Consider the following 24,935-nt stretch of genomic DNA (forward strand, 5'->3'; position numbering starts at 1 on the left):
GGGTTGCGCCGGGCCGGAGGGGTCAGGCCGCCCGAGGTCAGGCCGGCGGGGGCAGGAGCTGCACGGTGCTGACCGGGCGGGCCAGGCGGATGCCCTCGTGCGTGAAGCGCTGGACCAGGCGGCGGTTGAATTCGCGCTGCACGCCCCAGCGGGCGGTGTCGGTGCAGGGCACCTGTCCGGCCAGGGTGACGGCCTGGGCCGACACCGCGTTGACCCCCCAGTATTCCAGGTCGCCCAGCATGCCGGGCGCGAAGTCCGGGTCCTGGCGCAGGCCGGCGACGATGTCCTTCAGCACCTCGCCCGCGTGGTCGGCGTCCTGGTCGGGGGCGATGTCCACGCTGACGGCGGCGTTGCCCTGGCCGCGATTGGTGTTGGTGACGGTCGAGACCGCGCTGAAGGGGATGATGTGGACCGACCCGTCGGCCGCGCGCAGGCGCAGGGTGCGGATGGACAGCGTTTCCACCGCCCCCGACAGACCGCCGGCGGTGACCTGGTCGCCGACCTCCATCGCGTTTTCCAGCAGCAGGAAGATGCCGGTGATGAAATCCTGCACCAGCTTCTGCGATCCGAAGCCCACCGCCACGCCGATGATCCCGGCGCCGGCCAGCAGGGGCGCGATGTTCAGGCCGATCTGGCTGAGCATGGTCATGGCCACCACGACGACCAGGCAGATCATCAGGACCGTCCGCAGGATGGGCGACAGCGTCCGCAGCCGCATGGCGCGCAGGCCCTGTTCGCTGGCGGTGTAGCGGTCGATCTGCCGGTCCAGCGCCACGTTGACATATTCCCAGACCACGAGGCCGATCGCCAGCGCCACCACGATGGTGCCGGCCGCCGAGACCAGGCGCCGGCCGATGCGTCCGTCGCCGAACCACTGGAACGCCGGCATGCCCCAGGCCTGCAGGAGCGCGACCAGCCCGGCGGCGGCCAGCGCCCAGGCCAGGCCGCGCCGGGCGAAGGGGTAGTAGCGCGCGCCGCGCCGCGACAGGTCGGACATCCGGCCGCCGGCGTCGGGGCGCGGCAGGAAGGTGCGGTCCAGCAGGCCGAACAGGATGATGGCCAGCACGCGGAAGGCGACAAGCACGGCGGCGGCGGCCAGGAACAGGCGCCAGACCCGCTGGTAGCCGTCGGGGATCTGCGCGGCCCAGACCAGCCACAGCGCGAAATCCAGCACCAGCGCCGCGATCCACCAGCCGTCGGCCAGCCCGTCGAAGATGCTGTTGGCCAGGCGCGGGTGGATCTGCCGCAGGGGGCGCAGAAAGCCGGCCACCGGCCGGCGGACGCGCACGATCAGGGCGGCGACCAGCAGGTGTTCGACCAGCACGATCAGCCGCCCGATGGCGTCCTGCCCGCGATCGGGCAGGTCCAGCACCTGGCCCACATTGGCGACGCACAGGGCGATGATGGGCACCAGCGCCAGGCCGGTGATCCACCAGGCCAGCAGGCCCGCCGTCTCGTCCCGCAGGGGCAGGGCGCGCAGGTGCGGCAGGCGGGGCGACAGCAGGGCGTTCAGCACGACGCCGACCAGGCGGGCGATGGCGTAGGAATCGGCGACGATCAGGATGACGGCCAGCATGCGGGGCTGGTCGGTCAGGGCCGGGGCGGCCAGGTTGGCGACGCCGAAGAACGCGGCCGGCGGCAGCAGGTCCAGCACCAGCCGCAGCATGACCCAGGGCGCCAGCCGCAGCGCCCGGACCGTGCGCCGGCGCAGGCGGGCGTCGCGTTCGCGCTGGGCGGCGGCCGCCCGGTCGGCGTTTTCCTCGGCGTTTTCGTCCGCGCTCTCGGCGGTGTCGTCGGGGACGGCGGGCGGCGGGCGCGGCGCGGCGGGGATCTGGCCCGCCAGGCGGATGTCCAGCCGCCGGATCCGTCGCGCCAGGGGAATGGACAGGCCGCGTTCCACCACGATGCCGGCCAGCATGACCAGCGCCAGCCGCCACGACAGGCCGGTCAGCAGCGCGCGCGATCCGGGGTGGCGGACCATGCGGCCGAACCATGTGCCGACATCGCGCAGATCGACGAACAGGCCGCCGAACGCCCGGACCCTCTGGCCGACGGTCAGGGCGGCGCCGCTGAGGCCCGTCAGCATTTCGGCGCCCAGGCTGCCGGGGGCCAGCGTGATCTGTTGTGCGGCGGGGGCGGCCGCCGGGGCTGCCGGAGCGGGGGCGGCGGTCGCGGGGGCGGTGGTCGCGGGGGCGGCGGGAGGAGGGGCGGCAGGGGCGGCGGGTACGGCCTTGACCGGCGGTGCGTCGCGCAGGGCGGCCGGGTCGGGCAGGTCGCCCAGGGTTCGCAGGTCCTGCAGGAAGGCGGCGCGGCGATCGGGGTCGCTCAGCGTGGCGACCAGGTGGCGGATCCGGGCCTGGTCCATCTGTGCCGGGTTCGGCGTTGCAGGGGATTGCGCCTGGCCGGGCCTGCACGGCAGCAGGGCGACCAGGCAGGCCAGCAGCAGCGCCGGGGCGCGTGGCCTGTGGCGCCGGACGGCGCCGGAGCGGGGCAGCGGGGCGGAACCGGTGTGACGAGGCATGCCGCGCGGCGTGTCAGGCCGTGGGCAGAAGGTCCGGCGGCGTGTTCTGGACCCGCAGCCGGATGACGCGGCCCAGCGCGTCCAGGTCGGCCTGCACGCCGGGCATGATGTCGCGGATCGCCACCGTGGCGCGGGCCTGCGATGTCATGTCGATGATCGTTACGGGGGCTGGCAGGTGTGTCGCCATCAGGGGGCCGGACCCACCCGGGGCCGGATCGACGGTTGCGGCCTTCATTGCAGCGGGCCTCCGTGCTGGTGGTCGGGCGCGGCCGTTGCGGACGTCGCGCCCCCTTCTATCGGAACAGGCTGGCATTGCTGGAGTTTCCGGAAACGGCGGGGCTTCACGGAAGCGTTATCCCGGCGCGGGGGCGGATCGGGGCGGTTGGCGGACATGCGCCAGGAACCATCTGGTCGCGTGATCGACGACCTGGTCCAGCGTGCCGGGTTCCTCGAACAGGTGGGTGGCGCCGGGGACGATCACCAGGTTGCGTTCGCAGCGCATCGCGCCCAGGGCCGCGCGGTTCAGGGCCAGCACGTCGTCGTCGCGGCCGCCGACGATCAGCAGGGTCGGGGCGCGCACGCGGGCCAGCGCGGTGGCGCCGGCCAGGTCGGGGCGGCCGCCGCGCGAGACGATGGCGGCGATGCGCGCCGTATCGGTGGAGGCCGCCAGCAGGGCGGCGGCGGCGCCGGTGCTGGCGCCGAAATAGCAGATGGGCAGCGCCGCCAGGTGGGCGGCGTGGCGCGCCCACTGCGCGGCGCCGGCCAGCCGCGCGGCCAGGAGGGGGATGTCGAACACCTTCCGGCGGTCCTGGTCCTCGTTGTCGCGCAGCAGGTCGACCAGCAGGGTGGCAAGCCCCGCGCGGTGCAGCGCGTGGGCGACATGGGTGTTGCGGGGGCTGAAGCGCCCGCTGCCGCTGCCATGGGCGAACAGCACCAGCCCGTGCGCTTCCGGCGGGATGCCCAGCAGGCCGATCGTCTCGCCGGCCTGCACGGTGGTGGTCTCGACCGTCTGGAAGGGGCCGTCCGCGTGACAATTGGACTTCATTGCCCTGCCTCCGGCTGGTGGGGGCGTCAACGCCCGTCCGCCGCCGGGGTTTCGCCCGTTGCGGCGCGGGGGCTTCGGCGGCATGGTTGCGGGGTCACGCCGGGGTCGCCCCTTTGCGGGTGTCGTCCGGCGCATCGGAAAGAAGGGACGCACCCCATGACCGCCATCGACATAACCGCATCCGGCGCATCCGGCGCATCCGGCACGATCGTCGTCACGGGCGGCGCGCGCGGCATCGGCCGGGCGATCTGCCGGGCGCTGGCGGGCGCCGGCTATGCCGTTGCGATCAATTACGCCCACAGCGCGGCGCAGGCCGACGAACTGGCGCGGACCATCCGGGCGGCGGGCGGCCGGGCGGCTGCGATCCGGGCCGATATCGGCGATCCGGCGCAGATCCCCGGCCTGTTCGCGGCGGCCGAGGCGGAGCTGGGCCCGCTGGCCGGGCTGGTGAACAATGCGGGCATCCTGGGCGACAGGCTGCGGATCGACGAACAGACCCCGGCGGGGCTGGCTGCGCTGCTGGCCGTCAACGTGACGGGCAGCATCCTGGCCGCCGGCGAGGCGGTGCGGCGGCTGTCCACCCGGCATGGCGGCACGGGGGGCGCGATCGTCAATATCTCGTCGGTGGCGGCGCGCCTGGGCGGGCTGGCCGGGCTGGTGCCCTATGCGGCGACGAAAGGCGCGATCGAGACCTTCACCAAGGGGCTGGCGGCCGAGGTGGCGCGCGAGGGGGTGCGGGTCAACGCGGTGGCACCGGGCCTGACGGCGACCGACATGGTGTCGCCGGAGATGACGCAATACGCCGCCGGGGACGGCGTGCCGATGGGGCGCGTCGGCACGCCGGACGAGATTGCCGCCGCCGTGCTGTACCTGCTGTCGCCGGCGGCGTCGTACGTCACGGGGGCGTCGCTGACGGTGTCGGGCGGGCGCTGAGGGGCGCGCTGTTCAGTCGTCGTGGCGGATGGCGCGGCCGCGCTTGATGTTGGCGCGGTGGGCCTTGCCGTCCAGCCGGCGCTGGCGGGCGGCGCGGCCGGGGCGGGTGGCGACGCGGAAGGCGGGGCGGTGCGCGGCCTCGCGGATCAGCGCGGCCAGCCGTTCGATCGCGTCCTCGCGGTTGCGCTGCTGGGTGCGGAAGCGCCGGGCGGTGATGACGATGACGCCGTCGCGCGTGGCGCGGCTGCCCGCGACGTCCAGCAGGCGGGCGCGCACCCGTTCGGGCAGCGAGGGCGAGCGGGCGGCGTCGAAGCGTAGCTGCGCCGCCGTCGCCACCTTGTTGACGTTCTGCCCGCCGGGGCCGGAGGCGAGGATGTAGCTGACCTCCAGCTCGGACTCGGCCAGGGACAGTCCGGGAAGGATCGGGATTGCCATGCGCGCGGCATAGCATGTCTCGCGCCGCCGCGCGTGCTATCGGTTGGGGTGCGGAACGGAAAACGGGGGGAACGCATGCCGGGCACGACCAATCTGATCGCTTTCGCGCTGGTGGCGCTGGGCATGGCGCTGACGCCGGGGCCGAACATGATCTACCTGGTCTCGCGCTCGATCTGCCAGGGCTGGCGGGCGGGGCTGGTGTCGCTGGGCGGAGTGGCGCTGGGGTTCGTCGTCTACATGCTGTGCGCCGCGTTCGGCATCACCGCGCTGCTGCTGGCGGTGCCCCATGCCTATGACGCGCTGCGCCTGGGCGGGGCGGGGTATCTGCTGTACCTGGCGTGGCAGGCGGTGCGGCCGGGGGGACGGTCGCCGTTCCAGGTGCGCGACCTGCCGGCCGACGGGCCGGGCCGGCTGTTTGCGATGGGGTTCGTCACCAACCTGCTGAACCCCAAGATCGCGGTCATGTACCTGTCGCTGCTGCCGCAGTTCGTGCAGCCGGGCCATGGGGGCGTGCTGGCGCAGTCGCTGGTGCTGGGGGGCACGCAGATCGGGGTCAGCGTCGCGGTGAACTGCGCGATCGCGCTGGCGGCCGGGTCGATCGCGGCGTTCCTGACCACCCGCCCGCGCTGGGCGGTGGTGCAACGCTGGCTGATGGCCGGCGTGCTGGGCGGGCTGGCCGTCCGCATGGCGCTGGAGGGCCGGCGCTAGGGCGGAGCCCGCTAGAGCCTGTCTGAAAATGTGGGCTGGCGAGCGAGAGCGGAACGTCGTGAAGCGCCCCGGCGTGTGTTTTCGAGCACCGAAGCGGAGCGGCCTTATGGGCCGTGAGCATCGAAGCGCAGAAAACGTGCGTCGGATCGCCGCCAGCGCGCATTTTCAGACAGGCTCTTACAGGCAGACCAGCACCGCATGGCCCTGAAGGGTGTGGAGATAGCCGCCGACCGGGAATTTGGGGGAGAGGCGGCAGTCGGCGGCCATGCCGGGGGCCGGGTCGCGGATGTCCCAGTCGATATTGGCCGTTTCGTGGAAAATGCCCTGGATGGACCATCCGACCTTGAAGCTGGAATGCGCGTGGGTCGCCGGATCGACCGAGACGTAGACGACTGAGGGATTCCTGTTTTCCAGGGCCACCCGGATGTCACGGGTGACCAGGGCGGCGACGTTCATGTCCCACCGGTTCTTCTTGATCTGTTCGGTGAGGAACATGTTGGAGAACATCATGGAGACCAGGGACAGCGCCACCAGCAGGGCGGTCGCGCCCCGCACGAACAGGCCGGCCATCCCGAACAGCCAGATCGCCGCGAAGCCGATGGCGAAATAGGCCCCCAGGAACATGCGCGCCGTGGGCTGCCATATGGACAGGCCGACGACGGGGAACAGGATGACGGCGCAGAGCACGGCCGAGGCCATGACCGCCAGCACCGTCAGGCCGGGGTGTGCGCGGCAGGCCGCGAGGCTGAGCGCCAGAACGGGCAGCAGCAGGAGCACGGCATAGGACGGATGGCCGTGCATCAGCCCTTGCAGCCCGGACAGGGCGTGGGCGATGTCGTGCCCCCTGCGGGCGAAATCGGCCGGGGACAGCAGCGCGCCGCGCTGGTCCCAGTGATTTTCGCCCGCTATGTTCTTCGTCATGGCGAAGATGATGCCGTACAGGACGACGGACAGGGCCGGCACGACGAGATTGCCGCAGGGCACGCGCCTGCCGTCGTGGACCGCCGTCAGGGACAGATAGGCGAAATACAGGACGATGACGCTGATGAAAACCTGATAGCAGCCCAGGGACAGGGCGAAGCAGACCGCCGACGCGGCGGCGCAGGCCACATCGCGGCCTTTCTTGAGATGGGCCTGGTACAGGGACATGCCATACAGCAGCAGCAGCAGGCAGGCCGCCAGGTTGAAGGCCGTCTGGCGATAGCTCAGCAGGGTGGCCATGAGGGGGCTGGCCGCGATGAAAAGCCCCGCCGCGGCGACCAGCCCGCGATCGAACTGTTCGGGCACGCAGGCCTTCAGGAGAAAGACGATCAGGGCCGAATAGAGAACAAGAACGATTCCGGAAAATCCGAACCCGATATCGAACATGGTCAGATGGATCTGGTTCAGGAGGGATACGATCGACGCCTCGACAAAACGCCCCTGGGAAAAATAGAGGGACGGAGGGGTCAGGACGCTTCCCGTCAGGAAATCGTCCGGCGTGTAGGCCGGAAGGAATATCTGCCCGAAGCTAAAAAGGGAGATACAAAATACGCCTATGAAATAGGCATATGTATCCTTGTTCAGACTTGCAATCACCCTTCATACCCTCGGAACATGAAATTCATATCTGGTTTTTCGATTTGATTTTTGTTTGACAAATATTGCGGGCAGGGCGCTTGCCTTTGGCATGTAACGGTTTGTTGTTTCTCTGTAACGGGACGTCACTTGTCAAGCCCGGCCGGCCCCTGCAGATAGTCGGCCAGGCTTCGCGCCAGATGGTCGAACACGGTCCTGACGCGCCGCATGCGTTTCAGGTCCTCGTGCATGACGACCCACATTTCCAGCGGCAGCGAGAACAGGTCGGGCAGCACGGGCACCAGGCCCGGCGCGCGCCGGGCCAGCGGGTGCTGGCAGATGCCGATGCCCAGCCCCGCGCGGATCGCCGCGAGCTGTGCGACATGGTTGTCGGTCCGCAGGGCGAAATCGTCACGCGACAGGTCCAGCCCGGCCTGGTTGACCATGGCCAGGTCGCCCGCGGCGCGGTCGGGGCCGATCAGCGCGAAGCGGGGCAGGTCGGCCAGCCGCGCCGGCAGGCCGTGCCGCCCCACATAGGCGGGGGCGGCGAACAGCCCCAGCGGCACCGCGCCGATGCGGCGGGCGTGCAGGGCCGTCTGGACCGGCCGCACCATGCGGACCGCGATGTCGGCATCCCGGCGCAGCAGGTCCTCGTTCCGGTTGCCCAGATGGAGTTCGAGGCGCAGGCGCGGATGGCGGGCGCGCAGGGCGGCGAGCATCGGCGGCAGGATTTCGGTGCCCACGATCTCGCTGGCCGTCACGCGCACCGTGCCGGCCACGCCATCGGCCGGCCCCGACGCGGCCCGCGCGAACGCGGCGGCGGCCGAGGCCATGGCCGCCGCATGCCCGGCCAGCACCAGCGCGTCGGGCGTGGGCTGCAACCCGGCGGGCGAGCGGGTGAACAGCACCGTGCCGATGCTGTGTTCCAGCGCGTCCAGCCGCCGGCGCACGGTGGGCTGCGCCACATGCAGCGCCCGCGCCGCCGCCGACAGGCTGCTTTCCGTCAGGATGGCGAGGAAGACGCGCTGGTTGTCCCAGTCGAAATGGCTGAGGTCGGAGGGGGCGAGGTTCATACATTTCAGACTAGCCGATGGACGTGTTTTGACAATTCCGTTCAGCCGGCAAATCGGCTGCCCTGTGCCCCGTTCACAGGAGGGCACAGATGAGCACACCCAGCACTGCATTGATCGTCGGGGCGCGCGGGGGCATCGGCGGGGCGGTCGCGCGCAGCCTGCTGCGCCATGGCTGGCGGGTGCGCGGCCTGGCGCGCCGCGTGCCCGGCGACGCGCCGGGGATGGAGTGGATTGCCGGCGATGCGATGGATCGGGCGGCGGTGGTGCGGGCCGCCCAGGGCGTGCAGGCGGTCATCCACGCCGTGAACCCGCCCGGCTACCGGAACTGGGACACGCTGGTCCTGCCGATGCTGGACAACAGCATGGCCGCGGCGCTGGCCGCCGGCGCGCGGCTGGTGCTGCCCGGCAACGTCTATAATTTCGGCCCCGACGCGTTTGCCGACCCCGGCGAGGACGCGCCCCAGCACCCGTTGACGCGCAAGGGTGCGATCCGCGTGGAGACGGAGCGCCGCCTGCGCGATGCGGTTCCGGCGGGGCTGCGGTCGCTGGTGGTCCGCGCCGGCGATTATTTCGGCCCCGGCGCGGCCAGCAACTGGTTCGCACAGGGGCTGGTCGGCGGCCGGCGGCCGGTGCGGGCCCTGACCGATCCGGGGCGGCCCGGCGTCGGGCACCAATGGGCCTATCTGCCCGATGTCGCGGAAACCATCGCCCGGCTGCTGGCGCGGGAGGACGATCTGGAGCCGGCGGCGCGCTTTCATCTGGCCGGGCACTGGGATGCGGACGGGACGGAGATGATCGCCGCCATCCGGCGGGCCCTGGGCCGGCCGTCCCTGCCGGTCCGGCGGTTTCCGTGGTGGCTGGTGAGCGTGGCCCGCCCGTTTGTGCCGTTCTGCCGCGAGATGCACGAAATGCGCTATCTGTGGCGCACGCCGCTGCGCCTGACCAACGGGAAGCTGGTGCGGTTTCTGGGCGAGGAACCGCACACGCCGCTGGATGTCGCGGTCGCGGCCGCGTTGGGGGATGTGCCAGAGCAAGGGCGTTGCCCTTGACCCACCAAAGGGCGTAGCCCTTTGGAAACCCAGGGTTTTGTGAACGAATGGGATGCAAGGGTTTCACCCCCTAAGCGCGACAGTAACGCTTCTTTCTTCGCTGTGGGCGAGGGAGGTCGGGCGTTGCCCGAACCCACCAGGGCCTGAGGCCCTGGACCCCGATCATGGATAACGGATTGGTTTCCAAAGGCCTGTGGCCTTTGGCGGGTTTCAGGGCAGCGCCCTGAGATTTCTTGCGAAATGCGACCTTCGCGCCTATGGGGCCGAGGCCCTTGCCGGGTTCGGGCGGCGCCCGACCTTCCTGAGGCGTTATCGCCGGGTACAGGTCAGCGCGGGATGGGGCGGCGGGGTGGTGCGGGCGTGGCGGGCCACCCAGGTGGCGACCTGGGCGATGCTTTCGGGCGTGGTGTCGGTTTCGGGCATGTTGGTGGTGGCGGGGCCGTTGGAATATTGGCCGACGACCCAGTAGGTGGGGCGGGCGCCGGCGTGTTCCAGGTCGCGGACTTCGGTTTGCACGCCGTGCATGAACTGGAAATCGGGGCCGTTGCCGCGCATGCCGTGCTGCGTGTCGAAGATGGTCATGAACACGGCCGTCGTCAGGTGATGGCGGTTGGCCCAGCGGATTTCGCCGGCGATCAGGCGGCGGAACATCGCGCTGTGCGGCGAACCGTAATAGGCGTCGGTCGAGAAGATGTTGGCGGGGGTGTCGATGCCGAACCCGCCGGCCATCAGGGCGATGCGGCGCGAATTGGCGTAGTAGGGATCGGTGGCGTAGTCGCTGGGGACACGGACGCCCAGGCCGGGGTTGCCCTGGCGGTCGGTATCCGCACTGTCCGAGACATGGCCGTGCGCCCCGTTGGAGATGTAGGGCAGCACCAGGGCCGCGCCGGTCGTCATCCGGGCGTCGCGCAGGGCGGTGGCGGTGTCGGCCACGTCGCGGTCGGTGAATTCCGACGACGGGTTGTGGAAGCTGCCGCCCCAGGGCGGGGCGGTGTCGGTGTAGCTGAGGTTCAGCATCGTGACATGGGGATGCCATCCGGCGGCGAACCAGCGGAACTGGCGGCCGGACTGGCTGTCGTCGAACGCATGGTAATGCGATGGCGGCACGTCGGGCGTCAGCGCGGGGGACAGTCCGCCTTCGAACAGGCCGCCGCCGGCGCGGCCTTGCCACAGGGCGATCATCGCCTTCATGACGGCCGGGCCGTCGTAGCCGGGGGGCTTGATCCAGGCCGGGTTGGCGTCGGGCCAGTCCAGCACCTGGCGGGTGGCGCCGTCGACCTGGTAGAGGCCGATGTTGCCGGTGGCCAGCAGGTTGGGAAAGCGCCAGGGCTGCGAAAGCTGGTAGCCGCCGATGACCGAGCCGATGAAGGTGGTGACCGGCCGGCCGGCGCAGGGCGCGCAGAGAGCCGGCGCGGGGGTGGCGAGGAGTGCGGCCGCCAGGCCCAGGACGGCGGGCGGCGCGCGGTGGGTGTGTCGGTGGGGCACGGTGGGTCGTCCTGTCGTGGCCGGCACAGCGTAGGGACGCCCTTGTTAAGGCAATCCTAAGACGTTGCCGGACATAAGGGCCGTGACCGCCGTTGGCTGGAGGGGTGTTGGCCTTCATGACTGTTCCGGATCACCGTTATGCCATCGACCATATCCGGACCACGGGCAACCGGGTGTCGATCTCGGGCTGGTTCCTCGATTGCGTCGGCTGCGACCGGCTGGCCGTGCTGTGCGGGGAGGTGAGGCTGCATGTCGCCCGGCCCGAGGAATGGCGCCAGCCCAGCGCCGACGTGGCCGCCCTGTCCGACCCGCGTTACGATGCCGTGCGCTTTCACGTGGTCTTTCCCTTTCCGCCGGAACTGTCGCTGGCGATGCTGCGGCGGATGGTGCTGTCCTTCGAGGGCGACGGGCCGGCGCGGGTGCTGCCGGTCCATGCGGAGGACGGGCCGGACGGAGAGCCTGCGCGGACGCCGCTGCGCGCGCTGCGGCTGGGCATCGGGATTCCGACCTATAACCGCGCCGCGCTGGTGCGCGAGACGGTGCGGCGGGTGCTGGACATGACGCAGTTCGATCCCGTCGTCCTGGTGGCGAACGACGGTTCGACCGACGATACGGCGGAGGTGCTGGCGCGCATTCCCGGCATCCATGTCCTGGACGCGCCGAACGCCGGCATTGCGTGGAACAAGAACCGCCTGCTGTTCCATCTGCATGAAGTCGAGGCCTGCGACATCGTGCTGCTGCTGGAGGACGATGCCCGGCCGACGGTCTATGGATGGAACATCGACTGGATGCTGGCCTGCCTGCGCCATGGCCATGTGAATTTCGCGCCGCCCTGGTTTCCGCGCGCGTCGTGCGGCAACGGGTCGTGGCACGACCCGTTCCATAACGACGTGCTGACGGCGCAATGTTCGGGGTTCAGCCGCGAGGCGCTGTCCTATGTCGGCTATATCGACACGCGCTTCGGCCGGTACGGGCATGAGCATGTGGAACATACCTCGCGCATGATCCGCATGGGCTATGGGGGGCTGACCAAGGAAGACGGCGCGTCCAAGACGTTCTTCCTGCTGGACGGGGCGATCGAGATCGTGGAGTCGGTGTCGAACTTCTCGCAGCAGCAGGTGGACGAGAATTCGGAAATCTTCCATCGGATTCACGGGGAATGCGCCTATCGTCCGCCCTGGCGGGACGATACGCAGATCCGCCGCCTGCGCGACGAGATGCGGCAGGTGCGGCGGCAGTAGGGCTGCGGGTTTTTAGAGGGGCGCTTTTCAGAGCGACGCCAGGGCGGCCAGGGTGGCGCGTACCTGGTCGGGCGTCCAGTGCGCCAGGGCGGCCAGGGGCAGGGGGCAGGCGGTCAGGGTGTCCTCGGCCGTGCCCAGGCCGTAGGCGGTCAGCGGCGTGTCGTGGCTGGTGCGGATGCCGTCGGGCCGCAGGGCCAGCGTTTCCCAGCCCTTGGCCCAGGGGGCGGTGGAGAGGGCGCCGTCGGGGCGGAAGCTGCGGATGGACGCGCGGTCGGGCGACAGCAGGAAGGCCGAGGACGGGCCGGCGCGCACGGCGACGCACAGGCCGGGGCCGGGCTGGGCGCGCACCGTGGGCGCGGCGTCGTCCGGCCCGTCGTGCAGCAGGCCGCCGGGGGCGCGGATGGCCAGCAGGTCGAGCCCCTCGGGCACCAGGCGGTGGATCATGTTCAGGACCGACAGGGCGGCGACCGGGCCTTTGTCGCCGTTGGCGTGGAGGATGGGCGGCCATGTGCCGGTTGCGCGGTTGCGGACCGCGCCGCCCGCGTAGTCGTACAGCTCCAGCGAGCCGCCCAGCGTGCCGAAGATGGTGCTGCCGGCATCGACGGTGACCCGGAGCTGGTGGCGCGCCGCGGCCTGGGCCGTGAACCGCGCGGCCAGGCGCTGGTCGTCCTGGTCGCCGGTCTCGCGCGACAGGGTGAGGCAGTGGGACAGCATCGTGCGGATGGCGCCAGCATAGCCGATGTAGCATCCGCTGTTCAGATAGCGGCAGCGTTCGGTACCGTGGTCGTCGAAATAGGCCTGGACGGGATCGTCCGGGCCGTCGGCCGGGGGCCAGAACACGGGTTCGCCGTTGAAGACGATGTCGCTGTCGCCGGCGGCGAAGGCGCGCCGGATTTCGGCCGCCGCGCCGGTGACCAGCGTGTCGTAGGCGTCGGTGAACAGGACGATGTCGTGCGGCCGGACCGAGGGCTGGTGCAGGGCGTGCGCCAGGGTGAGATATTTGTCGATGAAGTGGATGCGTTCGCGCTCGCCCTCGGGACGGAGGGGGCGGAAGTCGAGGCCTGCGCGGCGGGCGCTTTCTTCCAGATCGAGCATCGCGGCCGTTCTGGGATGGCCGACGGTGACGTGAAGCATGTGCGATGGCCCCCCGGTTTCAGCGACCCGTCCTGTCTGCGGGGGGAGTGTTGATTTTTCGTTGCCGCGCGGGAGGGGGGATCAGGGCGGCAGGTCGCGTTCGTCGCGGCGGAGGTCGGCCAGGGTGCAGGCGCGGGTGGTGCAGGCGTCGTGCGGGTGGGCCTGGCGGCGGCGGGCGTCGCAGGCGGCGTCGTGGCGCACGCACAGATCGTCCAGATTGACCAAGGCGCCGTCCAGGGCGTCCAGCACGTCGCCCGCGCCCCGGATGCGCCGGGCCTCGGACATCGTGCGGGCGATCAGGGCGCGCAGGGCGGCCAGGCGCGTGGCGGTGAGGATTTCGTCGTCGTCATCGTCGTACGGCATGCCTGTCTCCTGCCCCCTGATAGGCGGCAGGATGATAGGGTAATACCTATTTCGTCAATAGGAAAATAGGAAGCGGATCAGATGACCGGGCCTTCGTCTTCCTCGTCGGGTTCGATCGGGTCCTCGACCGGGACTTCGTCGGGCGGCGGGTCGTCGGGGTTGAACGGGCCGGGACTGGGGGTGGGCATGGGACGCCGGGGCCCGGTGGGGGCCTGGTCGCCGCGGGAATAATCGCTGCTGGACATGGCGCGGTCCTCCGTCGCTGCCCTTGGCAGGTGGGGCGGCGGGGAGGCGGCGCAAGGTGCGGCGGGTGGAAAACCGCGTTTTCGGCCGGGCCTAGTCGCGGTGGTGATAGTAGTCGCCGCGCCAGCCGCCGCGCTCGTCGTACCAGCCGTGATGGCCGCCGTGATAGCCCCGGCGCCAGCCGCGATAGGGCGGGGGTTCGTAGACGCAGCCGGCGAGGGCGAGCAGGGCCAGCAGGGCGCAGGCGGGACGGATCGGGTTCATGGATGTGTCTCCCTTCGACGCGGAGTCTCGGGCAGGATCGTGGTGACTGTGTGGCGCGGGGTGGCGGGTTATTTCCAGACCCATTTGCCGACCACGCGGCCGTTGATATGCACCTCGTCCAGGGTGCGGACGTAGGTGGGATAGCCGGGATTGATGCTCATGATCTGGACCGTGACCGGGTCGTCCGAGCCGTAGACGATTTCGAGGCGTTTCAGCACCAGGCCGAAGCCGTCCCACAGCACGTAGACGCCCGGGGGCGAGGGGGTGCGGTGGGCGGTGTCGACCAGCACGCGCTCGCCGGCCTGGTAGTCGGGTTCCATGCTGTCGCCGGCGACGCGCAGCACCACCAGCGATTCGGGGCTTTCGGTGAAGGCGCCCAGGAAGCGGCGGGGCAGGGACCAGTGGTCGGTGGGCCGGGGGCCGTCCTCGACCGCGATGTTGGTGGGGATGGCGCCGCCGCCGGCCTGGGGGGCCACGTTGTATTCGGGGATGCGGAACTGGCCGTCGGCGATGGGAGCGGGCGGCGGGGCGGGGGGCGGCGGGACGCCTTCCAGCGGCTGGTAGTTCGGGTCGCTTTCCTCGCGGAAGACGTCGGGGCTGACGCCGAAGCGGCGGGCCAGGGCGACGCGGACCTCCTCGGGCAGTTTCTGGGGGGTGCCCTTGTGCAGATACTGCTGGAGGTAGGCGTGGTTGCGGCCCAGGGCGAGGGATTCGGCCTTCAGGGTGGTGGCCGCCCCGGTGACGAGCCTGAGCAGGGTGTAGCGCGGAGGGGTGAGGGCGGTCATGGGGGGAGTATCGGCGGAACGATAGGGAATTTCTAATAGGTTCTTTCCTCTTGATTGGTAGGAATAAGCCTATTACGGTCGGCGCCATGACATATGACCCGATTTCCCTCGCCGGGGGCGCCGGCTGATGGCGCGCTCGAAATACGATTGGCCGACGATCGACCCCAAGGTGGACGCCCTGCTGGCGCGCGGCCTGAAAGTGGTGCGGATTGCCGAGGTGCTGGGCATGCGCGCCCAGACCCTGCGCGACCGGCTGAGCTATCGCCGGCGGACGCCGCAGCCGGGGCCGCGACGCGACCTGTCGCCGCTGGTCCATCGGTCGTGCCTGAACTGCGGGGCGGCGTTCAGCGTCCGGTCGCGGTTTCTGCGGTTGTGCCCGACCTGCCGCGCGGAGTGCTGAGGCGCTGGGAGGGCCGTGACATGATTCCCTTCGAGCGGATCAACGACGCCGCGCTGGCGTGCCTGCCGGAGCTGGTCGCGCGCTGGTTGCCGGCGGGGCGGCGGCGGGGCGACGAGTGGGTGGTGGGCAGCCTGGCCAACGACCCCGGCCGGTCGCTGTCGATCAACCTGCGGACCGGGCGGTGGGCCGATTTCGCCGACGGGCCGCGTGGCGGCGACCCGATCAGCCTGTATGCGGCGCTGCATACCAACCACGACCGCGTGCAGGCGGCCCGCGACCTGGGGGCCCATCTGGCCGTGATGCCCGGCGCGCCGGCGGTGGAGGCGACGCCCGTGGTGGAGTGGATGCCGGGCGAGCCGCCGGAGGGCGCGCCCGCGCCCGACCTGTCGGGGTGGGACCACGCCTATGCCTATCGCGACGCGGCGGGGCGGGTGCTGCGCTATGTCGTGCGGCGCGACGCCACCGCCGAGGCGCGCAAGCGGATCATGCCGCTGACCTGGGGGCGGCTGCTGGAACGGGGCGTGGAGCGGGTGGGGTGGCACATGCGCCATGCCGATGCCCCGCGGTCGCTGTACGGGCTGGAGCGGGTGGCGGGGGCGCGGACGGTGCTGGTGTGCGAGGGCGAGAAGGCGGCCGACGCGGCGCAGCGTCTGTATCCGCGCCTGGCCTGCGTCACCTGGACCGCCGGCACCGGCAATGTCGGGCGCACGGACTGGACCGTGCTGGCGGGGCGGCATGTCATCGTCTGGCCCGATCATGACGGGCCGGGCGAGAAGGCGGCGGCCGAGATCGCCGCCCTTCTGGCCGCCGTGGCCGAGACGGTGCGCGTGGTCGATGTGCGCGACATGGAGCCGGGCGAGGATGTGGCCGACCTGCGCGTGGACGACCCCGGCGCGTGGCTGCGCGCGCGGGTGGGGCCGGTGCTGTGCGGCGTCACGGTCAAGCGTGCGGCCGCCTGCGCCCCGGTGGCGGCGCGGCGGGCGGCGGGGCTGGAGCCGATTGCGGTGCGCGGCGGCGAGATCGACCTGGTGGCGACCCAGGGCGAGCGGGCGCTGATGGCGGCGAATGCGCCGGTCTATCAGCGCGGGACCATCCTGGCGCGGCCGGGCCGGCGCGAGGTGGCGGCGGCCGACGGGCGGATGACCCATGCCGCCTGCCTGGTGGAGATCGGCGTGCCGGCGTTGACCGACCTGCTGTGCCAGGCGGTGGAGTGGCGGAAATTCGACCGGCGCAGCCAGGCGTGGAAGCCGGTCGATCCGCCCCCGGCGGTGGCCCAGGTGATCCTGAGCCGGGCGGGCGCGTGGTCGTTTCCCGCCATTGCCGGGGTGATTACCACCCCCACCCTGCGGCCGGACGGGTCGGTGCTGATGGCGCCGGGGTACGATGCGGCGACGCGGCTGTATCATATCGACGATCCGTTGCTGGACCTGCATCTTCCCGAACCCACGCGCGCCGCCGCCGAGCGGGCGCTGGCCGGGCTGCGCGGGCTGCTGGCCGAATTTCCGTTTGCCGCCGAGACCGACCGGTCGGTGGCGCTGGCGGGCATCCTGACCGCGGTGGTGCGGGGCATGATGCCGGTCAGCCCGCTGTTCGCCTTCCGGGCCAATACGCCGGGGTCGGGCAAGAGCTTCCTGGTCGATGTGGCCAGCGTGATCGCCACCGGGCGGGTCTGTCCGGTGACCAGCGCGGGCGAGGACACGGCGGAGATGGAAAAGCGGCTGACCGGGCTGCTGCTGGCGGGCTATCCGATCATGTCGCTGGACAATGTGAACGAGGAGCTGGGCGGCGACCTGCTGTGCCAGGCGACCGAGCGGCCCATCGTGCGGCTGCGTGCGCTGGGGCGCTCGGAAAGCACCGAGATCGAGAACCGGGCGGTGATCTTCGCCACCGGCAATGCCCTGCGGGTGCGCGGCGACATGACGCGGCGTACGCTGGTGGCGACGCTGGATGCCGGGATGGAGCAGCCCGAACTGCGTGTGTTCGCCCGCAACCCGGTGGAGGACATCATGGCCGATCGGGGCGCCCATGTCGCGGCGTGCCTGACCATCGTGCGGGCGTGGCTGGCGAGCGGGGCGAAGGTGCATCTGCCGCCCCTGGCCTCGTTCGAGGTGTGGAGCCGCACGGTCCGCAGCGCGCTGGTCTGGCTGGGGCAGGCCGACCCGTGCCGGAGCATGCAGGCCGCCCGCGAGGACGACCCCGAGCGCAGCGAGCTGCGCGAGATCCTGGGCCTGCTGGCCGAGGCCGCCGGCATGGGCCGGCCCTGCGGCCGCACCGTGCGCGAGATCGACGAACTGTCGTTGCTGGAAACGCAGGATTCGGCCGGATACCGGACAGGCTTGCGTTTTCCCGAACTGCGCGACGCGCTGGTCCGCATCGCCGGCACGCCGGCGGGGAAGATCAATTCCAAGCGGCTGGGCCGGTGGTTCCTGGCGCGGCGGGGGCGGGTGATCGACGGGCGGCGGATTGCGGAATGCGGGGTGGCGCATGGAGGGGTGAAGAAATGGGCGGTGGAGGTGGCGTGAGTGAGAGAAGGTCGGGCGCTGCGGGGACGCACTTTGCAAAAGATATTATAAATAAAATGGTTTCCAAAGGCCGGTGGCCTTTGGCGGGTTTCAGGGCGGAGCCCTGAGGCAGGCGCACGCGCTTCGCGGGTGGGTTCGGTGGGTCTGGTGGGGCGGGGGGAGCCGGTACGTGGGACGTGGCGGTGACGCTTTTCCGGTACCGGGGGAGGGGGACCCTCCAGACCCACCATAGCCACCATCGGGTGGAATAAGGATATCTCTTGATGGAATCGGGAGATATCTTGCCTCTGACGGGAAAGTTCGGGGGCGGGCATGGCGGTGGAGCAGGGGAAGGCGGACGGGGTTCTGTCGCTGCGCCAGCAGCGGTTCGTTGCGGAATATCTGGTCGATCTGAATGGACGGCAGGCGGCGATCCGGGTGGGGTACAGTGCGCGCAACGCGGAGCGGCAGGTCACCAAGCTGATGGCGCGGCCCGCGGTGCGCGCGGCGATCGCGGCGGGGCAGGCGACGCGGGTGCGACGGACGGAGGTCAGTCAGGACCGGGTGATTTCGGAACTGTCGTGCCTGGCGTTCTATGACGCCGGGGTGATCGGGGCGCAGCGGCTGGAGGGGCCGGCGGATATCGCGGGCCTGCCGGAGGATGTGCGGCGGGCGATCGTCGGGTGGTCGTGGGACAAGGCCGGGAACTTCACGGTGAAGCTGTCGCCCAAGACGGCCAGCCTGGACCTGCTGGCGCGGCATCTGGGGTTGCTGAAGGACGTGCGGCAGCATCTGGGCAAGGACGGGCGGCCGGTCGATCCGCCGGCGACCTATACCGTATTGGTGCGCTGAACGCGTTGTATGCGGTTTTCGAAAAAGGGGGACATGACATGGCGATTCGCCAGCACAAGCAGATGGCCGAGACCGGCCGGGTTCCCGACGAGGCGTCGGATTTCGGCATTCCGTCCCTGGCGCAGGTGAATGGCGGGCGGGAGAGCCCGGACCGCGCGCGGGCCGGCGCGGTGCTGGACGACGGCGCGCGGGGGTGTGCGCCGCCCCTGTCGCGCGGCGGCGGGCGGATGCCGGCGTCGGCCGAGCCCGACCATGGGCCGCATCGCGCCGGGCGGCGGGACGGCCTGACGCGATGAGCGGCGGCCCCGCCGGGGCGGGGGGGATGGCCGACGGGGACTATGTGCCCGGCTGGGCGGATTCGGGGGATCATCCGGCGTTCGATGCGGCGCATTCTGGAAATGCGCTGGCGGAGAGCGGGATGATGCCGGGGTGTGTGGCGCCCGAACGGGTGGTGGAGGACGAGGACCGGCGATGACGGCGCTGTCGTACAACCGGGATGCGGTGCCGACGGTGCGGGCGTTCATGGCGTCGGACGCCTTCGTGCGCGGGCTGATGGGGCCGTTCGGGTCGGGCAAGAGTTCGGGTTGCGTGTGGGAGATCATCCTGCGCGGGCTGCGGCAGGCGCCGGGGCCGGACGGGGTGCGGCGCAGCCGGTGGGCGGTGATCCGCAATTCCTACCGCCAGCTTGAGGACACCACGATCCGGACGGTGCACCAGTGGTTTCCGCCGGCGCGGTTCGGGCGGTGGAAGCCGACCGATCATTCCTACGTCATCGACCGGATGCGGAACGAGGGGGACGACGCGCCGGTCGAGATCGAATTCCTGTTCCGCGCGCTGGACCGGCCCGACCAGGTGGGCAACCTGCTGTCGCTGGAGCTGACGGGGGCGTGGATCAACGAGGCGCGCGAGGTGCCGTGGGCGATCGTCGAGGCGGTGCAGGGGCGTGTGGGGCGCTATCCGGCGCGGCGCGACGGGGGCGCGACGTGGTCGGGCCTTATCATGGACACCAACCCGCCGGATGCGGAATCGGACTGGTTCCGGTTTTTCGAGGAGCAGGACCACAGCGCGGCCATCGCGGCGCTGGCCGCGGGCCTGCCGGGGATGACGGCGGACGGCTTTGCGCGGCTGTTCCGCCAGCCGGGCGGGCTGAGTGCCGGGGCCGAGAACCTGGAGAACCTGCCGCCGGCCTATTACCAGCGGCTGGCGGTCGGGAAAAGTGACGAGTGGGTCAAGGTCTATATCGACGGGGACTATGGCTTCGTCATGGATGGCAGGCCGGTGTTCGGGGAATATGCCGATGGGTTCCATTGCGCGGAATGCCGGACGGCGCCGGACCTGCCGATCTATCGCGGGTGGGATTTCGGGCTGACGCCGGCGTGCGTGTGGAGCCAGGTGCTGCCGTCGGGCCAGTGGATCGTGGTGGATGAGCTGGTGTCGTCGTCGATGGGCATCGACCGGTTTTCGGACGAGGTGATGCAGCATTCGGCGCGGCATTACCCGCGCAGCGCCTTCATCGACGTGGGCGACCCGGCGGGCACGCAGCGGGCGCAGACCGACGAGCGGACGTGTTTCGAGATTCTGCATGCCAAGGGCATCGGCATCGAGCCGGGGCAGCAGGGGCTGGCGATCCGGCTGGAGAGCGTACGCAAGCCGTTGCGGACGCTGGTGGATGGAGCACAGCCGGGATTTCTGCTGCATCCGCGTTGCAGGATGCTGCGGCGGGCGCTGATGGGCGGCTATCGCTACCGCCGCATGCAGGTGGGCGGCGAACGCTATGCCGACCGGCCGGAGAAGAACCGGTGGTCGCACGTCACCGACGCGCTGCAATACGTGGCGACCCGGCTGTTCGGCCCGTCGCTGCGCTTTGCCGAGGCCGGCGCGGGGGACGGGGACGAGGATTTCAACGCGCATCCGGCGAGCGACCGGACGCGATCGAGCGTGACGGGGTACTGATGGCGGGACTGATTATACCGGCGAGCGCCGTGCCCAGGGCGGCTGCGGCGCGCAGTTGCCGGCAGTGCCGGTTCCATGGGCTGGAGGGGCCGGATGTGGTGTGCCGGCGCTATCCGCCGCAGGTGACGGTGGTGATGGTGCCGCAGCCCGCGCCGCGCGTGGGGCAACTGGCGCCGCAGCCCTTTGCGACCTTTCCGCCCGTGGTGCCCGAGCATGTCTGCGGCGAGTTCGCGGCCGGGGGGCGGGCATGAGCGCGGGGGAGGTGGATGATGTCCTGACCGGGGATGCGGCCGAGGGGCCGGACATGGAACAGGCGCGGCGTCTGCGGCGCTGGATCGAAAGCCCGAACATCGCCGGGGAGCTGGACGAGGAGACGTGTGCCGCCATCGCGCAGCGGGTACGGCGGGAATACGACATGGACGACGCCAGCCGTGGCCCGTGGAAGGAAAAATACCGGCGCTGGCTGGATCTGGCGCAGCAGGTGGCCGAACCCAAGACCTATCCCTGGCCGGGGGCGTCGAACGTCATCTTTCCGCTGCTGACCATTGCGGCGGTGCAGTTCGCGGCGCGGGCCTATCCGGCCATCGTGCGCGACCGCGACGTGGTGCGGGGCACCGTGCTGGGCCGCGACGACGGGGTGCCGGCGATGGACCCGCTGTGCCCCGGCCGGCCGCTGGTGGGGCCGGACGGCGCGCCGGTCTGGCTGGTGCCGCCGGGCGCGCGGCGGACGCGGGCGGATGCCATCGGCCGGCACATGAGCTGGCAGGTGCTGGACGAGATGGAGGAGTGGGAGGAGCAGACCGACAAGCTGCTGCTGAAACTGTCGATTGTCGGCGTGATGTTTCGCAAGACCTATTTCGACCCGGCGTTGCAGCGCAATGTCAGCGAGACGGTCGATCCGCTGCGGCTGTGCATCGACTACAACGCCAAATCGTTCGCCACCGCGCCGCGCATCACCGAGGAGATCGACCTGTACCCGTGGGAGGTGCAGGAGCGCATCCGCGCCGGCCTGTTCCTGGACGACGAGTACGGGTGCAACCACGATGCGTCGCCGGACGACGACGCGCCGGTGACGTTCCTGGAGCAGCATCGGCGCATCGACCTGGACGAGGACGGCTATGCCGAGCCCTATATCGTGACGATCGCGCGCGATTCCGGGCGGCTGGCGCGCATCGTGGCGGGATATGACATGGAAGGGGTGATGTTCGGCGCGGCCGACCATCGCATCCGCCGGATCGACCCGGTGCCGTACTACACCAAGTTTCCGTTCATTCCGTCGCCGGACTCGGCGATCTACGACATCGGGTTCGGCACCCTGCTGCATCCGTTGAACGAGGCGGTGAACACCAGCCTGAACCAGATGTTCGACGCCGCCCATCTGGCGAACGCGGGGGGCGGGTTCATCGGGTCGGGCCTGTCGCTGAATGCGGGGTCGGTGCGCTTTCAGGTGGGCGAATACAAGGTGGTGAACGCGCCGGGGGCGGCGCTGCGGGAGAACCTGGTGCCGCTGGCCTTTCCGGGGCCGAACCCGGTGCTGTTCCAGCTTCTGACCTTTCTGGTCGATGCGGGGCGCGAGATTGCGTCGGTGAAGGACATCCTGTCGGGCGCGATGCCGGGCGGCAACACGCCGGGGGTGCTGGGGCTGGCGGTGATCCAGCAGGGGCTGAAGGTGTTCAGCGCCATCTTCAAGCGCGTGCATCGCAGCCTGGGGGCCGAGTTTCGGAAACTGTACCGGCTGAACCGGATCTATCTGCCCGACGAGGTGGGGTTTCGGGTCGGGGCCGGATATTTCAGCGTCACCCGCGCCGATTACGAGCAGGGCAGCGGGGTGGAGCCGGTGTCGGACCCGGAAATCGTCACCGACATGCAGAAGCTGGCGCGGGCCAACTTCCTGCTGGCGTTCAAGGACGACCCCTGGTGCGACGGGCACGAGATCCGCCGTCGCGCCTTCGACGCCGCCGCGATCGGCGAGGTGGGGCGCGTGTTGCGCGACCGGCCGGCGCCGAACCTCGACGCCGTGAGCCGGGCGCAGGACCTGGCGTTGCGCGCCCGGCGCGAGGCGCGCGAGGGGGCGGCGAGCGAGGGCCGCCAGCGCGTGCAGGAGATCGAGGCGCTGGCGGGGGCGATCCTGCGGCTGGCGCAGGCGCGCAAGGCGGAAGCCGATGCGGGGGGCGGGGCCGACCGGGGCGCGATGGACAGGGAATTGGCGGATCTGGAGGCATGGCGTGAGGAGTTCGGAAATGACGGATCGGCCGATGTCGGAGGGGACGGACCGGGAGGAGATCCGCGACCGCCGGCGGGCGGCGCTGGCGGAGCTGACCGAGGGGGATTTCCAGGCGTGGCGGCATCATCCGGTGACGCGGGCGGTGCTGCTGTTCCTTGGGGATTACCGCGATAGCCTGGACCAGGGGCTGCTGGGGCACTGGCGCGCCGGCACGCTGGTGCTGGCGCAGGAACACGAGACGCGGGGGCGGAGCCTGCTGGCCGGCGAGATCGCCGGGCTGGACCGGGACGTGCTGCGGACATTCTATGGCGGGGACGATGTGTGATGCGTGAGGGACGGATTCTGAAACTCGACCGGCAGGAATATGTCGTTTCGGACTGGGACGGGGTGAACCGGGCGGGGTATGTGCCGCTGGACGACAAGATTCTGGTGCTGGCGGACATTCATGCTGACATCACCAGCGGCGCGGTGCAGTTGCCGGCCGAGTATGTCGAGCGGCAGACCCTGGCCGCCGAGCACGGCACCGTGATTGCCGTGGGGCCGGCGGCGTTTCGCTGGAACGACGACGGCACGCGGCAGTGGGAAGGGCGCATCCCCCGGCCGGGCGACCGGGTCTATTTCGAGCGCTATGCCGGGCAGTTGCTGAAGGGCGAGGACGGGCGGATGTACCGGCTGATGTCGCAACGCTGCATCGCGGCGATCGGTGTCGGCGCGGAATCGGACAATGACGAGATGATGGAAGGGACGATCTGATGTCGGATGTGCAGGACGAAGTGCCCGTCGTGGCCGATGCGGTGATGGAGGCCGGCGCGCCCGAGACGGCCGCGCCCGCAGTCCCCGAATCTGTGGCCTCTGAGCCGGTGGCTTCTGGGCCGGTGGCGCTGGATGTCGAGGCGCAGGCGCGGCGCATGGGCTGGGTGCCGCGCGAGGCGTTTCGCGGCGACCCGGCCAACTGGCGGCCGGCCGAGCAGTTTCTGGAGCGGGGCATGACCCTGTTGCCGGTGCTGCAACAGAATTACCGCACCCTGGACAGCCGCTATGGCGCGGTGCAGGCGGAACTGCGCGAGACGCGGCAGGCGCTGGTCGATTTGACCGAGCGCGCGCGCCGGGCGGACGAGCGGGCGCTGGGCCGGGCGATGAAGGAGATCGAATCCCGCAGGCAGCGGGCGGTGGCCGATGGCGATACCCGGGCCTTCGCCGTGGCGGAGCAGGAGTTGCAGGATCTGCGCGACAGTACGCCGCCCGTGCGGCCGGCCGCTCGGCCGGAGGCCGCCGGGGTGGGTGCGGGGGCCGGGGCGGTGCCGCCGGAAGTTGCGGCCTTCATGCAGGCGAATCCGTGGTTCGGCACCAATGAGGAGGCGCGGCAGGACGCGATTGCGATCCACGCGGCGGTGGACCGGCAGCATCCGCGCCTGCCGCTGGCCGAACGGCTGGAGATGACCCGGCGCAAGGTGCGGCAGTTGCATCCCGCGCTGTTCGAGAACGCGCGCCGGGTGGCGCCCGCCGCCGTCAGCCCCTCGCGCACCGAGGCGGCGCGGCCGGCCAACCCGCGCGGGTTCGACGCGCTGCCCGCCGAGGTGCGCCGGGAATTCGACCGCTATGCCCGCGCCCTGTCGGGCAAGGGGCAGCCGCTGACCCGCGAGGAATGGGCGGCCTATTACTGGGAGAACGAAGGATGAGCGACGAACAGCGCCGGCGCGTGCCGGCCGAGGGCGCGCGGGTGCGCGCCGAGATGCCCGTGGAGGCGGCGGGGCGGCGGGGCCGGAACGTCCGCAAGCCGTTCGGTACGCGCGAGCAGAAACTGGCTTATCCCGACAGGGAGGGATACCATCGGCACTGGTTCAACGACGAACCCGGCCGCATCGCCCGCGCGCAGGATGCGGGCTATACCCAGGTGGATGACGACAGCGGCAAGCCCGTCAGCATGACCGTGGGCGTGGCGCGCGGCGGCGGGGCGCTGATTGCGTACTTGATGGAAATACCGATGGAATGGTATCGGGAAGACATGGCGGCGCAGGAGGCCCAGCAGCAGGAACTGCTGGCCCAGATCAGGCAGGGCCGCGTGCCCGGCGGGCCGACCGGCGCCGACCGCAATGCCCAGTACGTGCCGCGCGATGTGGGAATCACTATCCGCGAGGAACGCCGCTGAGGCAGGCGTGATCGGGGCCC

28 protein-coding genes are annotated in these 24,935 nt (G+C 70.8%); 16 read left to right on the top strand and 12 right to left on the bottom strand.

The genetic code is table 11. The annotated features are described in order from the left end of the window. Nucleotides 1-37: 37 nt before the first annotated feature. The 3 genes from HLH21_RS15220 to HLH21_RS15230 form a co-directional block, all read right to left on the bottom strand. On the bottom strand, nt 38-2,521 hold the full coding sequence (locus HLH21_RS15220) for a mechanosensitive ion channel domain-containing protein (RefSeq protein ID WP_182944604.1): 2,484 nt from the start codon (nt 2,519-2,521) through the stop codon (nt 38-40). A gap of 13 nt (nt 2,522-2,534) precedes the next feature. After that, nucleotides 2,535-2,756, bottom strand: coding sequence for a hypothetical protein (locus tag HLH21_RS15225; RefSeq protein ID WP_182944643.1), 222 nt, complete (start codon nt 2,754-2,756; stop codon nt 2,535-2,537). A gap of 117 nt (nt 2,757-2,873) precedes the next feature. Beyond that, complete coding sequence (locus HLH21_RS15230) at nt 2,874-3,566, bottom strand: dienelactone hydrolase family protein (protein WP_182944605.1); 693 nt, start codon at nt 3,564-3,566, stop codon at nt 2,874-2,876. 156 nt (nt 3,567-3,722) lie between these two features. Between HLH21_RS15230 and HLH21_RS15235 the strand changes: the two genes are divergently transcribed. Beyond that, complete coding sequence (locus tag HLH21_RS15235) at nt 3,723-4,499, top strand: SDR family NAD(P)-dependent oxidoreductase (protein ID WP_182944606.1); 777 nt, start codon at nt 3,723-3,725, stop codon at nt 4,497-4,499. A 12-nt stretch (nt 4,500-4,511) separates the two neighbouring features. Here HLH21_RS15235 and arfB read toward each other — a convergent pair whose 3' ends face one another. Continuing rightward, nucleotides 4,512-4,934, bottom strand: coding sequence for an alternative ribosome rescue aminoacyl-tRNA hydrolase ArfB (arfB, locus tag HLH21_RS15240; RefSeq protein ID WP_182944607.1), 423 nt, complete (start codon nt 4,932-4,934; stop codon nt 4,512-4,514). 75 nt (nt 4,935-5,009) lie between these two features. Between arfB and HLH21_RS15245 the strand changes: the two genes are divergently transcribed. After that, nucleotides 5,010-5,642 carry a LysE family translocator gene (locus HLH21_RS15245; protein ID WP_182944608.1) on the top strand — a complete coding sequence of 211 codons (633 nt, stop codon included), beginning with the start codon at nt 5,010-5,012 and terminating at the stop codon, nt 5,640-5,642. 177 nt (nt 5,643-5,819) lie between these two features. Here HLH21_RS15245 and HLH21_RS15250 read toward each other — a convergent pair whose 3' ends face one another. Both HLH21_RS15250 and HLH21_RS15255 read right to left on the bottom strand, forming a co-directional pair. Beyond that, nucleotides 5,820-7,220, bottom strand: a complete 1,401-nt coding sequence (locus tag HLH21_RS15250; RefSeq protein ID WP_182944609.1) for a hypothetical protein — start codon at nt 7,218-7,220, stop codon at nt 5,820-5,822. Nucleotides 7,221-7,345: 125 nt separating this feature from the next. Next, a complete protein-coding gene (locus HLH21_RS15255) occupies nt 7,346-8,272 on the bottom strand; it encodes a LysR family transcriptional regulator (protein WP_182944610.1) in 927 nt (308 codons plus the stop codon). An 89-nt stretch (nt 8,273-8,361) separates the two neighbouring features. On the opposite strand from HLH21_RS15255, the gene HLH21_RS15260 reads away from it, so the two are divergent. Beyond that, nucleotides 8,362-9,321: an NAD-dependent epimerase/dehydratase family protein gene (locus HLH21_RS15260; RefSeq protein ID WP_182944611.1), complete on the top strand. Its 960-nt coding sequence runs from the start codon at nt 8,362-8,364 to the stop codon at nt 9,319-9,321. Nucleotides 9,322-9,630: 309 nt separating this feature from the next. Here HLH21_RS15260 and HLH21_RS15265 read toward each other — a convergent pair whose 3' ends face one another. Then, nucleotides 9,631-10,806, bottom strand: a complete 1,176-nt coding sequence (locus HLH21_RS15265) for a hypothetical protein (RefSeq protein WP_182944612.1) — start codon at nt 10,804-10,806, stop codon at nt 9,631-9,633. A gap of 116 nt (nt 10,807-10,922) precedes the next feature. Between HLH21_RS15265 and HLH21_RS15270 the strand changes: the two genes are divergently transcribed. Then, nucleotides 10,923-12,047: a glycosyltransferase family 2 protein gene (locus HLH21_RS15270; RefSeq protein WP_182944613.1), complete on the top strand. Its 1,125-nt coding sequence runs from the start codon at nt 10,923-10,925 to the stop codon at nt 12,045-12,047. A 27-nt stretch (nt 12,048-12,074) separates the two neighbouring features. Here the strand turns inward: HLH21_RS15270 and HLH21_RS15275 are convergent, their stop codons facing one another. The 5 genes from HLH21_RS15275 to HLH21_RS15295 all read right to left on the bottom strand — a co-directional run bounded on the left by HLH21_RS15275 (nt 12,075) and on the right by HLH21_RS15295 (nt 14,836). Continuing rightward, on the bottom strand, nt 12,075-13,181 hold the full coding sequence (locus HLH21_RS15275; RefSeq protein ID WP_182944614.1) for a glycosyltransferase domain-containing protein: 1,107 nt from the start codon (nt 13,179-13,181) through the stop codon (nt 12,075-12,077). An 81-nt stretch (nt 13,182-13,262) separates the two neighbouring features. Further along, the gene (locus HLH21_RS15280; protein ID WP_182944615.1) at nt 13,263-13,544 is read right to left on the bottom strand and encodes a hypothetical protein; all 282 of its coding nucleotides are present in this window, start codon (nt 13,542-13,544) and stop codon (nt 13,263-13,265) included. A gap of 77 nt (nt 13,545-13,621) precedes the next feature. Further along, a complete protein-coding gene (locus HLH21_RS15285) occupies nt 13,622-13,789 on the bottom strand; it encodes a hypothetical protein (protein ID WP_182944616.1) in 168 nt (55 codons plus the stop codon). Between the two features lie 91 nt (nt 13,790-13,880). After that, nucleotides 13,881-14,051: a hypothetical protein gene (locus tag HLH21_RS15290; protein WP_182944617.1), complete on the bottom strand. Its 171-nt coding sequence runs from the start codon at nt 14,049-14,051 to the stop codon at nt 13,881-13,883. Nucleotides 14,052-14,119: 68 nt separating this feature from the next. Next, nucleotides 14,120-14,836, bottom strand: a complete 717-nt coding sequence (locus HLH21_RS15295; RefSeq protein ID WP_182944618.1) for a S24 family peptidase — start codon at nt 14,834-14,836, stop codon at nt 14,120-14,122. Nucleotides 14,837-14,963: 127 nt separating this feature from the next. On the opposite strand from HLH21_RS15295, the gene HLH21_RS15300 reads away from it, so the two are divergent. The 12 genes from HLH21_RS15300 to HLH21_RS15355 all read left to right on the top strand — a co-directional run bounded on the left by HLH21_RS15300 (nt 14,964) and on the right by HLH21_RS15355 (nt 24,915). Continuing rightward, nucleotides 14,964-15,236 (top strand): hypothetical protein, encoded by a 273-nt coding sequence (locus HLH21_RS15300; protein WP_182944619.1) that lies wholly within the window; start codon nt 14,964-14,966, stop codon nt 15,234-15,236. A gap of 20 nt (nt 15,237-15,256) precedes the next feature. Continuing rightward, complete coding sequence (locus HLH21_RS15305) at nt 15,257-17,758, top strand: topoisomerase (protein WP_182944620.1); 2,502 nt, start codon at nt 15,257-15,259, stop codon at nt 17,756-17,758. A gap of 312 nt (nt 17,759-18,070) precedes the next feature. Further along, nucleotides 18,071-18,589 carry a terminase small subunit gene (locus HLH21_RS15310; RefSeq protein ID WP_182944621.1) on the top strand — a complete coding sequence of 173 codons (519 nt, stop codon included), beginning with the start codon at nt 18,071-18,073 and terminating at the stop codon, nt 18,587-18,589. A 38-nt stretch (nt 18,590-18,627) separates the two neighbouring features. Further along, nucleotides 18,628-18,885: a hypothetical protein gene (locus tag HLH21_RS15315; protein ID WP_182944622.1), complete on the top strand. Its 258-nt coding sequence runs from the start codon at nt 18,628-18,630 to the stop codon at nt 18,883-18,885. Continuing rightward, nucleotides 18,882-19,064: a hypothetical protein gene (locus HLH21_RS15320; protein ID WP_182944623.1), complete on the top strand. Its 183-nt coding sequence runs from the start codon at nt 18,882-18,884 to the stop codon at nt 19,062-19,064. The genes HLH21_RS15315 and HLH21_RS15320 overlap by 4 nt, the downstream gene beginning before the upstream one ends. After that, nucleotides 19,061-20,542 (top strand): hypothetical protein, encoded by a 1,482-nt coding sequence (locus tag HLH21_RS15325; protein ID WP_182944624.1) that lies wholly within the window; start codon nt 19,061-19,063, stop codon nt 20,540-20,542. The genes HLH21_RS15320 and HLH21_RS15325 overlap by 4 nt, the downstream gene beginning before the upstream one ends. Further along, nucleotides 20,542-20,793 carry a hypothetical protein gene (locus HLH21_RS15330; RefSeq protein ID WP_182944625.1) on the top strand — a complete coding sequence of 84 codons (252 nt, stop codon included), beginning with the start codon at nt 20,542-20,544 and terminating at the stop codon, nt 20,791-20,793. Before HLH21_RS15325 ends, HLH21_RS15330 begins: the two co-directional genes overlap by 1 nt. Then, nucleotides 20,790-22,940 (top strand): co-chaperone GroES, encoded by a 2,151-nt coding sequence (locus tag HLH21_RS15335; RefSeq protein ID WP_246379852.1) that lies wholly within the window; start codon nt 20,790-20,792, stop codon nt 22,938-22,940. Before HLH21_RS15330 ends, HLH21_RS15335 begins: the two co-directional genes overlap by 4 nt. Beyond that, complete coding sequence (locus tag HLH21_RS15340; RefSeq protein WP_182944644.1) at nt 22,909-23,091, top strand: hypothetical protein; 183 nt, start codon at nt 22,909-22,911, stop codon at nt 23,089-23,091. The genes HLH21_RS15335 and HLH21_RS15340 overlap by 32 nt, the downstream gene beginning before the upstream one ends. Beyond that, the gene (locus tag HLH21_RS15345; RefSeq protein WP_182944626.1) at nt 23,091-23,519 is read left to right on the top strand and encodes a co-chaperone GroES; all 429 of its coding nucleotides are present in this window, start codon (nt 23,091-23,093) and stop codon (nt 23,517-23,519) included. Before HLH21_RS15340 ends, HLH21_RS15345 begins: the two co-directional genes overlap by 1 nt. Next, nucleotides 23,519-24,445: a hypothetical protein gene (locus HLH21_RS15350; protein WP_182944627.1), complete on the top strand. Its 927-nt coding sequence runs from the start codon at nt 23,519-23,521 to the stop codon at nt 24,443-24,445. Before HLH21_RS15345 ends, HLH21_RS15350 begins: the two co-directional genes overlap by 1 nt. Further along, nucleotides 24,442-24,915 carry a hypothetical protein gene (locus HLH21_RS15355; RefSeq protein WP_182944628.1) on the top strand — a complete coding sequence of 158 codons (474 nt, stop codon included), beginning with the start codon at nt 24,442-24,444 and terminating at the stop codon, nt 24,913-24,915. Before HLH21_RS15350 ends, HLH21_RS15355 begins: the two co-directional genes overlap by 4 nt. Nucleotides 24,916-24,935 lie beyond the last annotated feature (20 nt).

This window comes from Gluconacetobacter johannae (assembly GCF_014174305.1).
In the GTDB taxonomy this organism is placed as follows: Bacteria; Pseudomonadota; Alphaproteobacteria; order Acetobacterales; family Acetobacteraceae; genus Gluconacetobacter; species Gluconacetobacter johannae.